The following is a 19,092-nucleotide window of genomic DNA, read 5'->3' as shown; positions in this document are numbered from 1 at the left end:
CCATGATTACCAGATCTTGCGCGGAGCACCGAGGTTCGAACCGGCGCCTTGCCCATCGAGCACGCGCACGCCAATAGAGGCAAACGAGCAGCTGCGCGCCCACATGCCCTTCAATTTTGCCGCCGCGACGATATCGGCCGCCTTGCGAATCGAATCCCCGTCTTCCACAATCGCGAACGTCGCAGAACCGCTTCCGCACAAAAGCACCTCGGCCTCGCCCGCCGCATCACGCGCAACGCCTGGTTGGGACGCAAGCCACTCGCGCGTCTCGGCAAGCGCGGGGAGCACCTGCTCGGACGCCGCCGCCAGATTATTGAACAACGGCAATTCGGCGGCCGACTCAATTGCGTCGGTCGATTCGGCATGCTGTACGGCCGCCAGCTCGTCAAATGCGGCGTATGCGGCTTTCGTAGACACGCCTTCGTCAATCTTCACGAGAACCACCGTGCCACGCGCAGGCTCGAACGTGCGCTCGAGCACATCGCCTTTCTCCCCCAGCTGCACGCAGCCACCATGAAGGAAAAACGGCACGTCGGCGCCCAACGCGCGCGCCACGTCAAGCGCGGCCTCGCTCGCGGCGTCTTCGCCCCACGCGCGGCACAGTCCGGCGATAACGGCCGCCGCGTTCGACGAGCCGCCGCCAAGGCCGGCCTCGAACGGAATATGCTTTTCGATATGGATGGAGATATGCCCCTGTTCGTGACCGAGCTTTTCGGCGAGCGCCGCCGCGGCCTTGTAGGCGATATTGCTTTCAGGAGCCACGTCCAATTCGGGAATGCCCTCAAACGTCGTGCACGTCACGTCAATTGCGAAATCGCTGAAGCCATTAGGGTTCAGATACGCATCCACGCCATCATCAAGAACAACCGTGACCATATCGTGCAGCGTCAACGCCTGCATGATCGATTTCGCCTGATGGAAGCCATCGGTGCGGCGCTCGCCAATTTCGAGCTGCAAATTCACCTTCGCGGGGGAAAACACCGTGAGAGTCTGTTTCATGTCATTGCCTTCCTATTTCTCGCCGCGACGCACTTCGAAGAATTCCAAAAGCACGTCAGCACACTCGCTCGCAAGCACGCCCGACTGAACTTCAAATGTATGGTTGAGCCGCGCATCGGCGTGTATCGAATACAGTGAGCCCAATGCGCCCGCCTTCGCGTCGGGCGCGCCGTACACGCATCGCCCGATGCGTGCTTGATGCATAAGGCCCGCGCACATGATGCACGGTTCAAGCGTGACGTATACCGTGCAGTCGGGAAGACGCCAGCGCTCAAGTTCGCGCGACGCCTGCATGATGGCGGAAAACTCCGCATGCGCCGAGGGATCGGCGTCGGCCTCGCGGTGGTTGCGCGCCTCGGCGATAACCTCACCCTGGCACACCACCACGGCACCTATAGGCACCTCGCCTTCAAGTGCCGCGCGTTTTGCCTGTTCAAGGGCTGTGCGCATGAAGCGTTCGTCATCTTCGGCAACATCGTCGGCCGACCGCCACGCCTCGGCAAGCGACATGCCCTCATAGCTCCATGCCATGCAAGCTCCTTCCTTCATATATATGCAGTGTGCATTGTAGAGCATGCCCGCGCGCTGCGGGGCTTTTCGCGAATCAGCCACCAAGCTGTGAACGTAGCGTGAATCTGCGGTGCCGCCTTTCCGCATAATCGAGCACGACAAGTGAGCCGGTTTCGGGGCGCTCCTATAATGAAAAGGTCACGCCTCCCACCTGGAGGCATTTTCTTTGGAACAACATGCGTGTTGAAGGCGACTGCGCCTCTAACTTCGTGCGCACTTGGCCCAAATCGCTTCGCCGGGGTGCTATATCCGGCCCGAAAACATTGCGGCACACGCCGCGGAAGGGAGCCTTTGATTTGAAATTAGCTCGACACCAAATAATTATGCTTGTCGTCATGATTTTCGGCACATTCGTGACCGTGCTGAACCAAACCCTGGTCACACCCGCCTTGCCTTCCATCATGACGGAAATGAACGTCGATGCGGCAACGGCGCAATGGCTCACCACGGGCTTCACCCTGGTCAACGCCATCATGATTCCCATTACTGCTTACCTGATCGACCGCTATTCCACACGCAACCTATTCACGGTGTCGATGCTTATTTTCACCGCCGGTTCGGCGCTTTCGGGATGGGGCCCCAATTTCCCCGTGCTGCTCGCTGGCCGTTTGCTGCAGGCGGCCGGCGCGGGTATTTTGATGCCCATGGTCATGACGGTGCTCATGCTCACCTTCCCGCCCGAACGTCGCGGATCGGCCATGGGCCTGTTCGGCATCGTCATCGCATTCGCGCCCGCCATTGGCCCTTCGGCGGCCGGTTTCGTGATCGACGTCTACAACTGGCACGTGCTGTTCTGGATTGTGGTGGCGCTTTCGGCGGCGGGTATTATCTGCGCCTGGTTCGCGCTGAAAAGCACACCGAAGAATGAGTCGAAGAACCTGCCGCTCGACAAGCCTTCGGTCGCGCTTTCGACCATCGGTTTCGGCGGCATTCTGTATGGCTTTTCGACCATCGGTTCAAACGGGCTCAACATCGCCGACGCGGCAATCACGCTCGTTGGCGCCATTGTGGTGGCGCTGTTCTTCCGCCGCCAGCTGAAGATGGATCGTCCTATGCTCGAGGTGCGTGTGCTCGCGAACAGGAAATTCCTGGTGGGCACCATTATTGGCATGCTCGTTCAGGGCGCACTTTTGGCAGCAGGCATTCTGATGCCGATTTATCTGCAAAGCTACCTAGGTTATTCAGCGACCGTTTCGGGCTTGGTTATTCTGCCGGGCGCTATCGTGATGGGCGCGATGGGCCCCATTGCCGGACGCCTTTTCGACAAGCACGGCCCGCGCGTGCTGAGCCTCATTGGCACAAGCGCGCTCACCCTCTCGACGCTCGCGTTCGCATTCCTGGGTGACTCGACGGGGCTTATCTACCTCACCATTCTGTACACGGTGCGCATGTTCTCGCTTTCGCTCGTGAACATGCCTATCACCACATGGGCCATGAATGCGCTCGACAACAGCCTCATGAACCATGGTACGTCGGTGAACAATACCCTGCGCCAGGTGGCGGGCTCGTTCGGAACTGCCTTGCTCGTTTCCATTTCCTCTATTGCTACGAATATGAGCGCAGGCGCGACAGACCCCGTGCACGCAGGCATTTTCGGCGTGAATATGGCGTTTGCAGGAGCCACGGTAATGTGCCTTATTGGTTTCGTGCTTACCGTGATTTTCGTGAAAGACAAGCCGAGCGATGCGGCCGAGGCCGACCCCGACAACGTCAAGCGTTCTGTGCTCGAAAGCATCATGAAACGCGATGTGTTCACCCTGCCCGAGAGTGCAACGGTTTTCGATGCCGTGAAGCTGCTCGTCGACCATCATATTTCGGCGGCACCCATCGTGGATGGCGACGGCAAGCCCATCGCATTCGTCTCGGACGGCGACGTGGCTCGCTTCCTCTCGAAGCGCCACAGCACCTATACCGACCCTGTGGCGCTCATTATGCTCACTGAATCGAGCAGCGACGACTTCGCCGTGAAAGCCGCGAAGGTCATGAAAATGCGTGCGTACGATATCGCAACGCATGGCGTGATTTCGATTGACGTGCACACCGACATTCGCGAGGCGTGCCGCGTGTTGGGCGAGAATCACCTGAAGAAGGTTCCCGTGACTGACGAGGGCCAGCTCGTAGGCGTCATCAACCGAAGCGACATCGCGCACTATTCCATGAGCAAATACCTGGAGCAAAACGAATCGGAGCTGACGCAGGCCGCCGCAACGGCATAAGCACCGCCGCAAACGCGACAGCATGCACCGAGAATCGTTGCATCGCAGGCCCGAGCGCTAATTCGTGGTTGCAGTAGAACCCTCGAGATAACCCGCTGCCGAGGCGATGCAGGAAACCCGCGACAGGGACAAACATACAAGATGAACCCGAAATCGTGATGCACGCACGCAATTTCGGCGAACGTCGACGCATTTCCTTGAAGACACCACGCTTTGTGGTATGCTTTCAGGGCTTTGGAGGAATGGCCGAGTGGTTGAAGGCGGCAGTCTTGAAAACTGTTGTGCCGCAAGGTACCGTGGGTTCAAATCCTACTTCCTCCGCCAGATATGTCACAGGCCAGGCAATTTGCCTGGCCTGTTTTCGTTTAAAAGGAAGGCGACCAAGCATGGAACGCGAAATCACACCAGGCGTATATCGCCACTTCAAAGGAAACGAATACGAGGTCATTGGCGTGGCAAAACATTCGGAAACCGAAGAGTCCCTGGTCATTTACCGCGCGCTCTATGGCGAGCGCGGCCTCTGGGCGCGGCCGCTCGACATGTTCACAGGCGAAGTCGATCGCGATAAGTACCCCGACGCCAAGCAGCGATACCGATTCGAACGGGCATAACCGCCCTCCCCTTCTCAAACATTGTTTCGCGAGGACCAGCCCCGCCTAAAACAACAAAAGGCTCGAGCCGCAAAGCTCGAGCCTTTTCTAAAAAGGGGCCGATTCTTTGAAGGGAAGGTGGAGGGATGGAATCGGCCCTTACGAGTTATCGTGTTGCCGCGCTGCGAAACGTCAGCGCCAACTCATTATTTGCCGGCAGCAGCGTTTTCGCCAGCAATCTTGCCGTACACCATGCACATGCCGCAGGAAAGGCCCTTGAGCGAGATGGGGTACTGAACCGCGAAACGACCGCCCTGCGGAGCGCCACAAGCATACAGACCCTTGATGATCTTGCGATCGTTGTCGTACACATGGCACTCGTCGTCGGAATCGAAGCCGCCCAGGTTGCCCAAGGTAAGGGCGCAGCCGCACTCAGCAGCATAGAACGGGCCATTCTCCAGGGCGAACAGGCGCTGAGAGCTCTTGAAGAAGTCAGTGTCTTCGCCAGCCTTGCACAGCTCGTTGTAACGCTCGATGGACTTCTTGGCCTCGTCGACATCGATGCCCTCGATTTTGGAAAGCAGCTCATCGATGGTGTCGGCCTTCAGGCAGCGGCCGTCAGCGACAGCGTCGTCGATATCCTTCTGGGTACGCACATTGATGCGCAGGCCAGAGGCGGTGTACTCAGGAAGCTCCTCTTCGCGATAGATGCACGCAACGCCGTGGGCAGCCGGGAAGTACTTGAGCTGCTCGGGCCAGCTGGCGTCGAAGAACTGGTAAGCTTTGCGCTCAGGCTGAAGCTCAACCTGATTCTCAAGCTGCTGACCAGGAATGTCTTCGTTCATGAAGCGCTTGCCGCGCAGGTTCAGCCACAGGTAGCCGTTGTTGCCAATAACGCCACGGCCGTCGGGGCCAGCGCCGCCACCCATGTGGTGGATGACAGGAGCGTGCCACTGCTCGATGTGGGCACCAGCCCATGCGCCCATCTTGTGGCCCTCACCGATGTTGGTGTAGTTGCCCGCGGAGTCCATGTCGAGGGACAGAATCTGAACGCCGTTCTCAACGCACTGAGGAGCGTAGAACTTCATCATGTCCTCGTTACCCAAGTAGTCGCCGGTCGCGATAATAACGGCCTTCGCGTTGATCTTGATGTACTTCTCAGAGCCGGTCTTCTGGGCGAAGACGCCAGTCACGGTGCCGTCGGCGTCCTGAATAAGTTCGATGCCCTTGGTCTCGTAACGCACATCGGCGCCCGCGTCGATGGCGCACTGCAGGTTGTCCTGCATGACGGTCGCCAGGCTGCTGAAGCCGACCGATGTGGGGTAGCAGGGCAAATCTTCCTTAGTGTAATCATAGGTCTCAGGCACGGGATACATGTAAGGGAACATGTAGTTCTTCTGGCTTGCCTCGGGAATCTCGGCATAGCTTTCAGGAGCGATGTAAAGATCCTTGGAACCAGCCACAAACCAGTCGAGGGCCTCGCCCGACTTGTCGTAGTAGGTGGAAATGATGGACTGGTTCACATGATGGCTGCACTCTTCCATGTGCATGTTGACGACCATCTTCTTGTCAAGGAAGCCGTCGCCGCGGCCCCACTTGGCCTGCGTCTCGCCACCGAAAATAGCCATGTCGGAAGCAACGGAGTTGAGCTTCGGCGAAGACTCGAGCGCAACAACCTTCGCACCAGCCTCGGCGGCAGCGCGAGTGGCGGGAACGCCAGCGGCGCCCAGGCCCACAACGACAACGTCGGCGTCGACGGTCTCTTCAACGTCGGCATCGGCGATTTCAGGCTTCTCGCCAAGCCAAGGCATAGCGCCCGTGCCGTCGAAGCCCATCGTGGCCTCACCTGTAGCGGCAGCCTTGGTGTCGGCTTTGGCATCGCTCTTGGAGCTGGAAGCAGCCGGCGAGCAAGCGCTCAAGCCAGCCATGCCAGCAATCGCGGCACCCGCGACAGCAGCGCCGGACAAGAAGTTACGACGGCTCATACCATTCTCAATGCTCATGGTGTAATCCTCCCTTTGGATTGTGCAGCCCCCTCTGGCTGCGCTTTAACCATGTGGCCCTCACAGGCCTTGCTTATGGTTCGTGGCGCCTCCTGCACCCCGAACAGACGCATTGCATTATGGGAAGTTTTGCCGAAAAAAGAACCATCCCCCATGGTTGAATCAAGGGGATGGTAAGTGTTTCAAGATATGGACCAAATGTGTTGAATATATTGTTTACCCAGCTCAAAAGGCTCAACACTTAGAGATGATGATGGATTTTACCGTTGTTTTGCCATTGAAGCGCGTACGTGCGGCAAAGGGATGAGCCCTTCACCGCACCGAAAAGCTAAAGCGTGCGAAGCGCGTCGACCAGAGCAGTTTTGCCCTCGGTTTTTGCATCCTTCATCTTAATGACCTTCGCGGGAACGCCAGCGACAACCGCGCCCGCGGGAACGTCGTTCACCACAACGGCACCGGCGGCAACAACAGCGCCCTCGCCCACGCGGCAACCTTCGAGCACCACGGCGTTCGCGCCAATCATGACATTGTCCTCGACGATAACGGGGGTTGCGCTCGCAGGCTCAACCACGCCGGCAAGCACCGTGCCTGCGCCAATGTGGCAATGTTTGCCAACAATGGCACGGCCACCCAACACCACGCCCATATCGATCATGGAGCCTTCGCCGATAACCGCGCCGATATTAATAACCGCGCCCATCATGATGACGGCATTATCGCCAATCTCAACCTGGTCACGAATAATGGCACCCGGCTCAATGCGAGCGTTGATTTCCTTCATATCGAGCATGGGCACAGCGGAATTGCGGCAATCATTCTCGACTTCGTAGTAATCGAATGCGTCGGCGTTGGCTTCGAGCACAGGCTTGATGTCGGCCCAATCGCCGAACACAATCTTACCCTTGCGGCCACCAAACACCTTCACTTCGCCCTTCGTAGCGCTGGCCTTATAGTTAACCTTCTGGCCAGGCTTCTCGCGTACATACACCTTCACCGGAGTTTTCTTTTCAGACGTAGCGATGAAATTGATGATTTCTTCAGCGTTCATGTTGATCCTTTCGATTCTCGGCACCATTCGATGCCGAACGCCGCCTGGGGTCGCGCGAGACCGTCGGCGCTCAAATTTGCTCTTGTTTCTTAGTTAAGCGCCGTCAAGCGGGCGCATAGCGAGCGATAGCGAACGGTAGCCCGGTGTGGTCTTGCGCGACTCCGAGCGGCATTCGGCATCACCGCCGTCGTTAAAACATCAGCTCGTCGAAGCCGTAGAACCCAGGTTCACGTTCGACCAGCTTTTTCGCCGCAGCCACAGCGCCCGACGCGAAAATGCGACGTGACGTGGCGCGGTGCGTAAGGGCGACTTCCTCGTCTTCGCCGAAGAAGTGCACCGTGTGGGTGCCTGCGACCGTGCCGCCACGCAGGGCATGCACGCCAATTTCTCGAGCGGGGCGTTTTCCGCACATGCCTTCACGGCCGTACACTACGTCGCACTCATCGTCGGGATTCACGGCCGAGAGCAGCAGTTTCGCGGTGCCGCTCGGTGCGTCGACCTTCTGATTGTGGTGGGTCTCGACGATTTCGATATCGAAACCGGGCAGCGCTTTTGCGGCCTCGGCGGCAAGACGGCGCAATACCGCCACGCCAAGCGAGTAATTCGCGCTATAGATGACGGGCGCCTTCTCGCCGAGCGCACGAATGCGACCCATTTCAGCTTCGTCGTAACCGGTGGTACCGCTCACAAGCGCTGCACCCGTGCGATTCACGTAAGCCTCAACCAAGTCGAGCATGCTCTTATGGGAGAAGTCGATTGCGACATCGGCCGTAGGAGTCACGTCGGCGAGCTCATCCTTGTTGTCGATGCCGATAACGCCCGTAAGCTCGAGCGATTCGTCGGCTTCAACAAGCTCGCGAATGATGGTTCCCATGCGGCCATCGCCGATAACAAGTACTTTGGTCATGTTCGTTTCCCTTCATCAACTGAAAGCGGCGGCTGTGCTAGATAATGCCGGCATTCTTCATGGCAGCGGCAATCGTCGCCTTCGCCGCGTCGCTCGGCTCGCACAGCGGCTGACGATATACCGCCTTGCCAAAGCCCATGAGTTCCAGCGCGTATTTCACCGGAATGGGATTCACTTCGCAGAACAGCGAATCGACCAGCTCGATGCCTGCAAGCTGGGTTTTCAATGCGGCGGCATGATCGCCCGCGAGCCACGCGTGGCACATGTCGTGCACTTCTTTCGGCTGCACATTCGCCCAAACCGAAATAACGCCGCGGCTGCCCAACGCCATCATGGGCAAAACGATATCGTCGTTGCCCGAGAACATGCAGAAGTCATCGGACAGGTAGCGCGCGATTTTCGTCGCATAGCCAATATTGCCCGAAGCCTCTTTGATGCCGAAAGCGTTGGGGTGCTTCGCCAGGCGCGCGACATTCTTCTCGGAAATAGAGCACCCCGTACGACCAGGCACGTTGTACAGGATACAGGGAATATCAACCGCATCGAGCACCGTGGTGAAATGACGGTAGATGCCTTCCTCGTTTGACTTGTTATAGTACGGCGTGATAAGCAGCAGGCCATCGGCGCCCATCTTCTGGAAGCCCAGGCTCTTTTCGAGCATGGTCTGCGTACTGTTCGAGCCGCTGCCCGCGATAACGGGTACGCGTCCCGCCACGCGATCGACGACGAACTTGCACACCTCGTCGTCTTCCTCATGCGACATGGTCGACGATTCGCCCGTGGTACCCAACGTGAGCAGGGCATCGGTTCCGTTTTCCAAATGGAAGTCGACCAGGCGGCCAAGCGCCCCAAAGTCGACGCTGCCGTCTTCAGCGAATGGCGTGACGAGCGCCACGATGGAGCCGCTCAAGCCTTTCATGTCTGCCATGTTCTTTCCTTTCGTTGTTTCAACAAACGACGAAGTGCTCGACGCCGCAAGGCCGCCGGGCGCTTCGTCTAGCCCCTTATGCGCTTGCCCTCACGCATCGAAGTACGCTTGGCCGCACGGCGGGGCTCTTTGAAACACCGGGCGGTCTCTCGCTGACCTTCGATGGTCAGACAGCGCTTATTTCCGTTTCAACTTCTCTGTATCGTACGGGGCGTTCTGCAGCAGCTCGTCGCAACCATACAGCGTCGCGAAGTAGTCGGCTGGCGTCTCGGCGCGGCGAATAAGTTTCACGCTGCCGTCTTCACGAAGCAGCAGCTCAGCGCTGCGCAGCTTGCCGTTGTAGTTGTAGCCCATGGAGTGGCCATGCGCACCCGTATCATGAATCACGAGCACGTCGCCATCCTCGATTTCGGGCAGCGCACGGTCAATCGCGAATTTGTCGTTGTTCTCGCACAGGCCTCCCACCACGTCATACATGTGGTCGCACGGCGCGTCTTCCTTGCCCGCCACGGTAATGTGGTGGTAGGAGCCATACAGCGCTGGACGCATGAGGTTCGCTGCACACGCATCGACGCCGATATATTCCTTGTAAATATGCTTGTGGTGGATGGCCGTAGTAACCAAGCAACCGTATGGGCCCATCATGAAGCGGCCCATTTCCGTGAAAATCGCTACATCGCCCATGCCAGCAGGCACAAGGATTTCCTCATACACGCGGCGAACGCCTTCACCAATCGCCTGAATATCGTTCGGCTCTTGGCCGGGCTCATAAGGAATGCCCACGCCGCCCGACAGGTTGATGAATTCAATGTGCGCGCCCGTCTCTTGCTGCAGCTGAACAGCCAGCCTGAACAGCACGGCGGCGAGCTCGGGATAATAGTCGTTCGTCACCGTATTGCTGCACAGGAAGGCATGGATGCCGAAATGGTTGGCGCCCTTGGCCTTGAGCGTGCGGAACGCCTCGAACAGCTGCTCGGTCGTCATGCCGTACTTGGCATCGCCCGGGTTGTCCATAATGCCGTTCGAGATTTCGAAAAGGCCACCGGGGTTATAACGGCAGCTGATGGTTTCCGGAATGCCGCCAATCGTTTGTTCGAGGAAGTCGATGTGCGAAATATCGTCGAGGTTGATAATAGCACCCAGCTTCGCAGCCGCCTCGTAGTCGGCTGCGGGGGTTTCATTCGACGAGAACATAATGTCGTGGCCCGAGATGCCCATAGCATCGCAAAGTTGCAGCTCAGTTGCCGAAGAACAGTCGCATCCGCACCCGTAATCGCGCAGGATATTGATAAGGAACGGGTTCGGCGTGGCCTTTACCGCAAAGTATTCCTTGAAGCCTGGGTTCCACGCGAACGCGTCGCGCACCGCCTCCATGTTTCGACGAATGCCCGCCTCGTCATAGAGATGGAATGGCGTGGGGTAATGCTCGGTGATTTCGTCGAGCTGGGCCTTCGAAACGAAGGGTTGCTTGTTCATGCGCGTCGCCTTTCTCAAAACCTGCGCGCGGCCCGGCAGGAAAAGGGGCTTCATTCCGAGCCGCATAACAAAAAAAACGCCAGCAAGGCACGGCCTCACTGGCGTCGCATGCGCGGCCAGCGGCAGCGCAAAACATTTCACAGCAAGATAGCGCACCTGCGATTTCGCAGACAGTCTTGCGAGTGTTTCCCGCAAACCCATTCGCGCGCCGCGCCCGGCAAGGCGAATTCGGCGGGTTTGCCTCGCTTTGGGATCAATGCCCGCCGACTTCCCCAAGACCCATCGTACCCGCGCCTCTATCGTTCGAATGAAACTATCACTTTAGTGCGCTAAAGTCAAAGCGCGGAGGCTATAATGCGCGAGAATTCAAGGAACTTTTAGACGAAGAGGCACTATGAACGAATGCGAACCTTGCAGCGGCGTGTTTGCCGAACCCACGCTGGCCGACCTCACGCAATACCGCCGCGACCTGCACCAAATTCCCGAAGTTGACTTCGATTTGCCGAAAACCATCGCGTACGTGCATTCGATTATCGACAAGCTGCCATGTGAAGTGTTCGAGCCGTGCGCTTCCACGGTATGCGCGTGGTTCGATCGCGGAAGCGAGTGCGCAACCGCCATTCGCACCGATATGGACGCGCTGCCCGTGACCGAAAAATCGGGAGTGCCGTTCTGTTCCACGCATGACGGGCAAATGCACGCATGTGGCCACGACGGGCACATGGCCATGGCGCTGGGATTGGCGCGCCATATTGCCGCGAACCTCGATAAACTTGAGCGCAGCGTGCTCATCGTATTCCAACCCGCCGAGGAAACCACCGGTGGCGCACAGTACATCTGCGAATCGGGGGTGTTCGAGAAATACCACGTCGACCGCATTTTCGGCTTCCATTTGTGGCCCGATTTGCCGAAAGGCCAAATCGCAAGCCGCCCCGGCGCGCTGCTTGCCGCCACAAGCGAAAGCACGTTCACGTTCTTCGGCAAAGCTACGCATATCGCCAAGGCCGAAGATGGCGCCGATTCCATGGAGGCAGGCATGCGCTTCATTCTCGAGGCGTACGACTACATGGCGAAGCGTGCGCAGGAGGAACCCTGCACATTCAAATGCGGCCTGCTCGAAAGCGGGCAAGCGCGTAACGTGATTTCTTCGCGTACCTACATTGAAGGCACACTGCGCACCTTCAGCGAGAAAATGGGCGCTGAAGCGAAAGCAGCGTTGCGCGAGATTGCCGAACGTCGTGCCGCGGAAGCGGGCTGCACCGTCGATGTCGACTTCAGCGAAGGTTACCCGCCCGTAGTGAACAACGCGGAACTGTTCGAGCTCGCCTCGCGCCACATCGATGTAGCCGAACTTCCCAAGCCGCTGCTTATCGCGGAAGACTTCGCGTTCTACCAGCGCCACCTGCCTGGTGTGTTCCTGCTGTTGGGAACTGGCACGGGCATTCCATTGCATGCCGACACCTTCAATTTCGACGAGGAAGTGCTCATGGCGGGGCTCGAGACCTACAAGAAGCTGATTCGCATTCCGTAACCCAATATCGTCAGGCAACAACCCAATAATAGAACGACGCAGCAAGCACGACGACTTCGGAGTGCAAACCACTAGCTCACGCATGTGGCAACTTGCCACCTAGCTTAATTAACAGACGAAGAAAAGGCGCGACCCGTTTGGGACGCGCCTTTTTTCATGAAAGGCTTATGCTATTCGCTCCTCTTACGCAGACGGCGCAAAGAAACGGCACATGCAACAGCAGCAACAACGGAAGCGAGACCGAATATTCCCTGAGCGAGCATGTGGGTGGGGTCGCTCGTCTTGGCGAAGAACCCACCGTGCGGCACATCGGGGGTGCGAGAGTCCCCAGGCGTCTGAGGGTCACCAGGCGTCGGCGGCTGCTCCTCATACTTGTTGTCGAACCGAGCCGCTCCCTCGTAGGGCTGGGCCCCTTCGGCATCCTGCTTGTAGATGACCGTTGCCACAAGCCTGTTGTCGGCATTGCGCTTCAAAACTTTCACGGTAGCAACCACGTCGGGCGCCTTCACCCAGCCCTCGCCGAGATCACCTTCTTCATGGATGCGATAGGTATAAATCTCTCCGGCGTCCTTGTCGGAAAGCTCAACCACAGCAAAAACCGCCTTGCCATCGGCGTCGGTGGTCACATTCTCGAGCTTCGGGGCGTCGGAGGCGTTTGTACCCTCTGCAGTCGCGCTGAAACCGAACGTCTCACCAGCCTTGGGAGCGCCGCCGTTGACCGTCTTCACCGGGCCAAGCTGAAATACTCCCGAAGCCTGCTCGTATTTGTTGTCGAACAGCGCTGCCGAGTCATCGGCGGCGGCACAGGAGTATTCGACCGAGTTTGCCCCGAGCGTGCCGTCGCCGTTGTCGACACCAACGGTCACCTTGGCGGTAACGGGCTGAGCCATCGTCCAACCAGTGGTCGCAGGCGTGGTCTCGGCGATGACGTACTCGTAAGTCTTGCCGGCATCGGCCAGGCCGAACTCGATGCCACCGAAGGAGACAGGTTCGCCACCCACGGTCTGCACGATGTTCTTCTCAGGCATCGGCGCGCCGGGCGTCTTCGCCTCGAGCTTGAAATCGAATCTCGCATCGGCACCAGGCACCTGGCCGTTTACGGTCTTCACGACGTTTAAAGTCGCGGAGCCAATGGCTGCGTACGTATTCGCAAAGGCAGGAACAGTCTCGGAACCATCGTAGGTGGTTTTCGCGGAAAACTCGCCCGTGGTCGAATCCTGCGTCACGGAAACATGCACCTTGACCTGTTTAGTGTCATAGGTCACGCCCTTAGCGTCGGCTTCATCCTTCGCAATCTCGGAAAGAACGTAGTCGTGTTCGCCGACAACGTTGTAAGTAAGCGCGTCATCTGGGAAAACGACCTTTCCATCGACATCGTTGGTCGCAGTGGCAACCACCTCGTCCCCACTCTTGAGTTGGAAGGTGAACTCCCCCGCTTTGAGGGCACGGCCAGAGAGCGTCTTTGACGCTTCTACCGTTGCCGCCGTGGCGACAGGCCTGAAGGTATTGGTGATGGTTTGAGCTTCGGTCGACTTGCTGTCGCCATACGTAACGGTCGCGACAAGTTTGCCGTCTTTCTCGGCGACGTCAACATTGACCTTCACGACCTGGCTGGAGTATTCAATTGAGCTATCGGTGCCTTCGACTTCGGAAATAGTATACTCGCCGCCATCAGAGACGGAATTAATGGCAACATCCTTGAAAACCACCGAGCCATCAGCGGCGTTCGTGGTACGCGAGACTTCTTTATCGCCCTTCTTCAAAACAAACGTGAACTCATCAGCCTTGAGATCGCGGCCGCCATCGAGCACCTTTTTCACCTGTGCGGTAAACGACGTGGAGGTCGGCGCAGGCTTGGCGTAGGTGTTCTTGAATGCAGGGGCGTTGGTCCCATCGCCATCGTAACTTACGGCGGCGTGAAGCTGACCTTGGCCGTCGTCGGTCACAACGACCTTCGCGGCGTGCTCGGTCTCATCGTAGACAACGCCGAGCTCTGCGCCTTTAGACTCGCAAATTCCATACTCATAGGTGCCAGGGGCGGTGTATTCAATCGCGTCAAACGCCACATTGCCCTCGGTATCATTAGACTTGGTTTGCAGGATATTGCCGTTCGCGTCCTTCAGCTGGAAGGAAAACTGATTGGCAGCAAGTACCGCCCCCTCAAGGGTTTTCTTCGCAGCGAGAGACACGCTGGTCTTTTCAGCCTTATACATATCAACGAAATTCGCCGAGTCAGTATTCTCGCCGTCGTAGGTGATGCTGTCTATGACGAACGATTTGCCGTCGCCGGACTTCTTCACAACGACTTGAACGTTCACATCGGCAGCAGGCGTCCAGCCGTTTCCGTTATGGCCAGTCTCGTGAATAACGTAGTTATAAGTACCCGCAGTATCGAACGAAAGGTCGGCGAAACTGGCGGTCTCACCGTTTTTGACGGAAACAGCACCACCAACTTTCTCTTCGGTTTTCTTCCCTTGAGCATCGGCTTTGTAAAGCTCGAAGGTGAACTGCTCATCGGCGCTCACATTTGAGCCAGCTGGCGCCTCAACGGTCTTATGGACCTTAAGTTGCGCGGCCGCAGGATTGGGAGCAATCCAAGTATTGTTGAACAGCGCGGCGGTGCCATCGGCGTTCGCGTTGCTGTATTCGACCGCCACGGGGATGACCGTCGGCGCCGCATCGGTCGCCGTTCCGACCTTAACCGTCGCGACCACATCGCCCGCCATGGTCCATACGTTGCCATCATCGGGTGCAGATGAAGTCTCGTGAATGGCATAGGTGTAGGTCTTCCCTATGTCTTCCTTGGTGAAGTTGATTGCACCGAAGGAAGCGGCATTCGCTCCAATCGTTGCCGCCGAGTCGTGCTCGGGCATCTTCGCCTTAGAAGCATCATTCTCGCCCGCAACAGAGAACTCGAAACGCTCGTCGTTGACGGGGTCAGCGCCGTTAACTCGCTTCACCACGTTGAGCTCGACAGAGCCAGTCGGTTCGGTGTCCTTCTCATCAAAAACGCTGAACGTCGTGCCACTGTTGGGCGTAATGCCAAGCAACTGCGCCTTCGCGAACGCCGCAGCATAGTCGGCCTTGACCTGTTCGCTCGTACCACTAAACATCACGTAGGTCGGCGCGGTATTGGAAATCTTATAACCTGCGGGAGCCTTAGTCTCCTCGTAGCAATAAAGCGTGGCAGCGTCGAGCGGGTGTTCCTTGTCGCCGAACTTGGCAATGCCGTTCTTGCCCGTTGTCTTCGGGTTATCGCCGACGATCGCAACCTTCGACCTCACAAGGTTATCTTTCGTGGATTTATCAAGGTCGATCTGGTAAAGAGTGAATTCGGCGCCCTCGAGGGGCTCCTTGCCCGTCTCATCGGTTTTGATGACGGTAATGCCGTAGCTCGTGGCATCGGTGCCGGCGTTGGACTTCTGAACCGCCCACTTTTGACTATGCTCCGCGGATGCCGAAGCAAAGCCTTGCATGCTCACGTTGTTTTCAATTTGCACTTCAGTGCCAAGAGCGCCTTGGGGGGCAACGTCGTACGTTACCGTGAGCGCTTGAGCGTCTGGAACCGTAAGCGTAAGCACCGTCGAGGTGCTGCCGTCGGAATTCGGCTGATTCTTCAGCGTGTAGGAAACGCCGTCGGTAACCTCTTTGCCATCCTTGTCGGTAACTTTGAGGGTACCATTGGTGAAAATCGCACCTGCGTTCATGGTGTCAACCAACGTCAACGAGCCGGAGGCGCCGAGCGTCTGCGCGTTCGGGTTTACCGTGATGGTGTACTTAACATGCGAGTTGTCACTCGCGCGAACGGCCTGCTTGTCAAGTACTTTGTTGTTGATGGTAACTTTACCCGTTCCTTCAGGGAAGTGCGTCTCGCCCGCACGAGCCTCGGCGGTATTGAAGAAATCTTTAGATACACCGGCATCGACAGCGGACTGCTTGATAGCGGTCTGATAGGTTAGCTTTACGTAGCCCTTCCAAGAGCCCGCCTCATTCACCATGTCCCGCGTTGGGATGGTGAACACCACGGCGCCGTTCGAATCAGAAGGCTCCGCGTGAAGTTCCGGCCAATCGCCAGCGGTCTTGTAGCCTTCAGAGCCGTACTTCCAATAGCGAGAAGACCCGCTCACATATGACATTCCCTCGTCAAGCTTGTCTTTCACCACAACATTGTCGCCCTTAAGATCGGATGCGGCATTATGAGTCCAGGTATTCGGTTCATCGCAGTTCACATGAACTTCCCAATTAGCAATCCAGGCGCCCTTGGAACCATCGGGCCAGGTATAGTCGGCCTTCCATTGGGCATCACCAGTCGACTTTTTCGACACAGCGGGAGCAATTTCTTTATCAATCACGAAGGAATCGGACGCACTCCCCTTGTCAACGTTGCCGATCTTGACCGACGAGGTGTTGATGTAGGTACCGTTCGCGCCGCTGCACGTCGTGACATACGACACAACAACATCGTGCGTGCCGATGAGGCTCTTAACCTCATCAGTGCTTTTGAATCGAATAGTGATGTTGCTGTATTCCCCACCATCAACAAAATAATCGATGTCCTTTGTTAGCTCAGTGCCGCCATCAGTCTTAACCGCGATATCGCTGAACTTCATGTGCTCGAAATTGGGTTTTTTTTCGATGCTATCGACAAACACGACCGTACTCGGATCGGTATCCGCATCCATGGAGGAGAATTTCACGGTCGATTCCCAAGAAGCCTTGCCGTCGTTTTCGGCGGTGCTTGCATCGACGAGGCGCTTGGTCACATACGTGCGCCCATCAGTCGGCTGGTAGCTCGCGCTGCCTTCGCCAGCCATGCCTTTGTCGTTCGGCGGGGTCACCTTCGAAGTATTTGAGACCGCCTTCATGGAATCGACGTTGCTCATTGTGGTGGTATAGCTAACAGTGAGCTCTTGTTTGCCCAAGCCGTCGGGAAGCGTGAAATTGAGTTCCGAGCTATTCGGGTCCACAGCACCCGACGCCACCTGCTTGCCAGAAGCGTCGTTCACCACGTACTTCGTGCCTTCTTTGAATTTTTGGTCACCACTCAAGATATCGCTGAACTGGTACTTCGACATATCGGCCTTGAGGCTGCCCGAGTTCAGCTTGACAGCCCACATGATATTGTCGTTGGTGCTATCCGTCGCAACGGATTTCTGCACCATGGAATACTTAACTTTCTCAGGATCTTTCAGGCCAGAGGTGCCGTTGTTCTCGCCCGTGCTGCCCCAAATCCACTTCGCCGTATTGCCGACGTTGGAAACCTCCTGACCATCTTTGAGCGCATCGAGCGCCGACTGCTTCACCGTGGTTTTGTATTGAACGTAGTAATCACCTTTGGAAAGCGTGCCGAGCTCGATGGTCGCGCTCTGCCCGTTGATGGTTGCATCGCATTTTCCCGGCACCGGGTTGCCACTTTTATCAATCAGCCTGAAGGAGCCAGTGACAAAATCGAGGTTCGATCCAATGACATCCTCAATCTTTAAGTTAGTCGCAGTCGCCGATGGGGAAACCTTCACCGTCCAGGTATAGGAGTTGTCGGATGCGTCGAATTTCGGCATCTCCCCTTCTTTATTGGGATCGGCGCCGAACTTATTGCTGGAAACACTGCCATCCTTGGTTTTAATAACCACCGATGTCGCAACGCCGGGGAAATTAACTGTCACCTTCTTGCCATCACCCGTATCGTCGGCATTCATGACGAACTCGAAACTGACGTGAGCGATCACGCTAGAGTGCTCTTTTCTCAGCCAATCCTCGTTGTAGTGCAGATAAACGACACCATCTTGAATGAACCAGCTGCCCGCAACCCGGTTATCGCCGTCATAAAGCGTTTGGGGGCCGTTGTTTTCGAACTTCACATTATTCGGGAAGGTGTACTTAATGTTCGGCTGCGCGAGTGTCGGCATCTCTTTCGTCGCGAAATCAATGAACACTTTGCCATACAAATGCGCATCGGGGGCGATGACGTCATCCGAAGCGAGCTCTTCCGAGCATCCGTCGTCTTTATAAACATTCACCTTAATACCCGAAATTACCTCGCGGTAATCGCTATTTCCGTTATATTCTTCACTTTGAACTGAAGGAGTGCTAGCTTCGTCGTGCTGTGCGTCCGAGGTGTTTGAAGCAGGTTCGCCAACCATGGCGATGTTGCTAGGAGCGTCTTCAACGTTGTCGCCGCTGACAGCTGCGAGATCCTTGTTCGCGGCATCCACCGCGCTATTGCCCTCAACGGCTTGTGCGGCCTGCGTGGCAGAAGCGTTTTGGCCATCCTGCGTCGATTGCTCGTCGGAGGCGCTCGTCTGAGTCGCGGCTTCACCAATATTGGCCGCAATGGCTTGCGTAAACGGCGTAAGCGACTGCCACGACATAAGCATGCACGCCAGGGCGATTGCTACCAGACAACGTGGTTTTTTCAACTTCTCAAACATATGCCCCCCTTAAGAGCAACGCAAAAAGCCCGCAAAAACGAATGCGGGCGATACGACTCGCATATCGCGAGCCTTTTGCATATAAAGTTGAATACGATTGGATTTTGCGCAGAAAACGCCTATCGCTGCGTGCATGAACACACAATCAGAGAATCGAAGCATCATTCACTCGACGTACGCATGGCCAGCGATGCCTTCTTCCTTGTTCTGCGCCATTTATTCGCACGGAATGGTAACGCACCCCCCCCCGAACGTCAATAGACGCCGATAAATAGGTAATTCCTATTTATCCATATTGGGACGGATTTTATTCCGACTTCGAGAATCGCTTCACCGAAGCGAAGCCGAGGCACCAATCCTGAACCTAGGCCACAAAAGCACACGCGCTCGATATGA

11 protein-coding genes, 1 tRNA gene and 1 riboswitch are annotated in these 19,092 nt (G+C 56.9%); of the genes, 4 read left to right on the top strand and 8 right to left on the bottom strand.

Translation table 11 applies throughout. From position 1 onward, the window contains the following. Nucleotides 1-6: 6 nt before the first annotated feature. Both DMP05_RS01685 and tadA read right to left on the bottom strand, forming a co-directional pair. Nucleotides 7-999 (bottom strand): 4-(cytidine 5'-diphospho)-2-C-methyl-D-erythritol kinase, encoded by a 993-nt coding sequence (locus DMP05_RS01685; RefSeq protein ID WP_123218880.1) that lies wholly within the window; start codon nucleotides 997-999, stop codon nucleotides 7-9. A 12-nt stretch (nucleotides 1,000-1,011) separates the two neighbouring features. Beyond that, complete coding sequence (gene tadA / locus DMP05_RS01680; RefSeq protein WP_244594998.1) at nucleotides 1,012-1,530, bottom strand: tRNA adenosine(34) deaminase TadA; 519 nt, start codon at nucleotides 1,528-1,530, stop codon at nucleotides 1,012-1,014. 335 nt (nucleotides 1,531-1,865) lie between these two features. Here tadA and DMP05_RS01675 point away from each other — a divergent pair, with 335 nt between their 5' ends. The 3 genes from DMP05_RS01675 (at nucleotide 1,866) to DMP05_RS01665 (ending at nucleotide 4,396) form a co-directional block, all read left to right on the top strand. Then, nucleotides 1,866-3,785: a DHA2 family efflux MFS transporter permease subunit gene (locus DMP05_RS01675; protein ID WP_123218879.1), complete on the top strand. Its 1,920-nt coding sequence runs from the start codon at nucleotides 1,866-1,868 to the stop codon at nucleotides 3,783-3,785. A 236-nt stretch (nucleotides 3,786-4,021) separates the two neighbouring features. Then, nucleotides 4,022-4,109: transfer RNA gene (locus DMP05_RS01670), tRNA-Ser, on the top strand. 62 nt (nucleotides 4,110-4,171) lie between these two features. Then, complete coding sequence (locus DMP05_RS01665) at nucleotides 4,172-4,396, top strand: DUF1653 domain-containing protein (RefSeq protein ID WP_123218878.1); 225 nt, start codon at nucleotides 4,172-4,174, stop codon at nucleotides 4,394-4,396. 185 nt (nucleotides 4,397-4,581) lie between these two features. Here the strand turns inward: DMP05_RS01665 and DMP05_RS01660 are convergent, their stop codons facing one another. From DMP05_RS01660 to DMP05_RS01640, 5 genes are all read right to left on the bottom strand, one after another. After that, on the bottom strand, nucleotides 4,582-6,378 hold the full coding sequence (locus DMP05_RS01660) for an FAD-binding protein (protein ID WP_244594997.1): 1,797 nt from the start codon (nucleotides 6,376-6,378) through the stop codon (nucleotides 4,582-4,584). 328 nt (nucleotides 6,379-6,706) lie between these two features. Continuing rightward, nucleotides 6,707-7,426 carry a 2,3,4,5-tetrahydropyridine-2,6-dicarboxylate N-acetyltransferase gene (gene dapD / locus DMP05_RS01655; protein ID WP_123218877.1) on the bottom strand — a complete coding sequence of 240 codons (720 nt, stop codon included), beginning with the start codon at nucleotides 7,424-7,426 and terminating at the stop codon, nucleotides 6,707-6,709. 190 nt (nucleotides 7,427-7,616) lie between these two features. Beyond that, on the bottom strand, nucleotides 7,617-8,333 hold the full coding sequence (gene dapB / locus DMP05_RS01650) for a 4-hydroxy-tetrahydrodipicolinate reductase (RefSeq protein ID WP_123218876.1): 717 nt from the start codon (nucleotides 8,331-8,333) through the stop codon (nucleotides 7,617-7,619). A 37-nt stretch (nucleotides 8,334-8,370) separates the two neighbouring features. Then, nucleotides 8,371-9,261, bottom strand: coding sequence for a 4-hydroxy-tetrahydrodipicolinate synthase (gene dapA, locus DMP05_RS01645; RefSeq protein ID WP_211326829.1), 891 nt, complete (start codon nucleotides 9,259-9,261; stop codon nucleotides 8,371-8,373). Nucleotides 9,262-9,438: 177 nt separating this feature from the next. Next, nucleotides 9,439-10,737 (bottom strand): diaminopimelate decarboxylase, encoded by a 1,299-nt coding sequence (locus DMP05_RS01640; RefSeq protein ID WP_123218900.1) that lies wholly within the window; start codon nucleotides 10,735-10,737, stop codon nucleotides 9,439-9,441. Nucleotides 10,738-10,877: 140 nt separating this feature from the next. Next, nucleotides 10,878-11,044, bottom strand: a riboswitch (Lysine riboswitch). A gap of 87 nt (nucleotides 11,045-11,131) precedes the next feature. Here DMP05_RS01640 and DMP05_RS01635 point away from each other — a divergent pair. Next, on the top strand, nucleotides 11,132-12,268 hold the full coding sequence (locus DMP05_RS01635) for an amidohydrolase (RefSeq protein WP_123218875.1): 1,137 nt from the start codon (nucleotides 11,132-11,134) through the stop codon (nucleotides 12,266-12,268). 170 nt (nucleotides 12,269-12,438) lie between these two features. Here the strand turns inward: DMP05_RS01635 and DMP05_RS01630 are convergent, their stop codons facing one another. Continuing rightward, a complete protein-coding gene (locus DMP05_RS01630) occupies nucleotides 12,439-18,696 on the bottom strand; it encodes a Spy0128 family protein (protein ID WP_123218874.1) in 6,258 nt (2,085 codons plus the stop codon). Nucleotides 18,697-19,092 lie beyond the last annotated feature (396 nt).

Source organism: Slackia isoflavoniconvertens (genome assembly GCF_003725955.1).
GTDB classification, from domain to species: domain Bacteria; phylum Actinomycetota; class Coriobacteriia; order Coriobacteriales; family Eggerthellaceae; genus Slackia; species Slackia isoflavoniconvertens.
The sequence above is the reverse complement of the archived record's forward strand: the minus strand, read 5'-3'. Positions and strand labels throughout refer to the sequence as shown.

What these genes read in the sequence shown, in the direction of transcription:
- DMP05_RS01685 (WP_123218880.1), bottom strand. Translation starts at nt 999, where the DNA reads ATGAAACAGACTCTCACGGTGTTTTCCCCCGCGAAGGTGAATTTGCAG.
- DMP05_RS01660 (WP_244594997.1), bottom strand. Translation starts at nt 6,378, where the DNA reads ATGAGCATTGAGAATGGTATGAGCCGTCGTAACTTCTTGTCCGGCGCT.
- DMP05_RS01665 (WP_123218878.1), top strand. Translation starts at nt 4,172, where the DNA reads ATGGAACGCGAAATCACACCAGGCGTATATCGCCACTTCAAAGGAAAC.
- DMP05_RS01635 (WP_123218875.1), top strand. Translation starts at nt 11,132, where the DNA reads ATGAACGAATGCGAACCTTGCAGCGGCGTGTTTGCCGAACCCACGCTG.
- DMP05_RS01640 (WP_123218900.1), bottom strand. Translation starts at nt 10,737, where the DNA reads ATGAACAAGCAACCCTTCGTTTCGAAGGCCCAGCTCGACGAAATCACC.
- DMP05_RS01630 (WP_123218874.1), bottom strand. Translation starts at nt 18,696, where the DNA reads ATGTTTGAGAAGTTGAAAAAACCACGTTGTCTGGTAGCAATCGCCCTG.
- dapD (WP_123218877.1), bottom strand. Translation starts at nt 7,426, where the DNA reads ATGAACGCTGAAGAAATCATCAATTTCATCGCTACGTCTGAAAAGAAA.
- dapB (WP_123218876.1), bottom strand. Translation starts at nt 8,333, where the DNA reads ATGACCAAAGTACTTGTTATCGGCGATGGCCGCATGGGAACCATCATT.
- dapA (WP_211326829.1), bottom strand. Translation starts at nt 9,261, where the DNA reads ATGGCAGACATGAAAGGCTTGAGCGGCTCCATCGTGGCGCTCGTCACG.
- tadA (WP_244594998.1), bottom strand. Translation starts at nt 1,530, where the DNA reads ATGGCATGGAGCTATGAGGGCATGTCGCTTGCCGAGGCGTGGCGGTCG.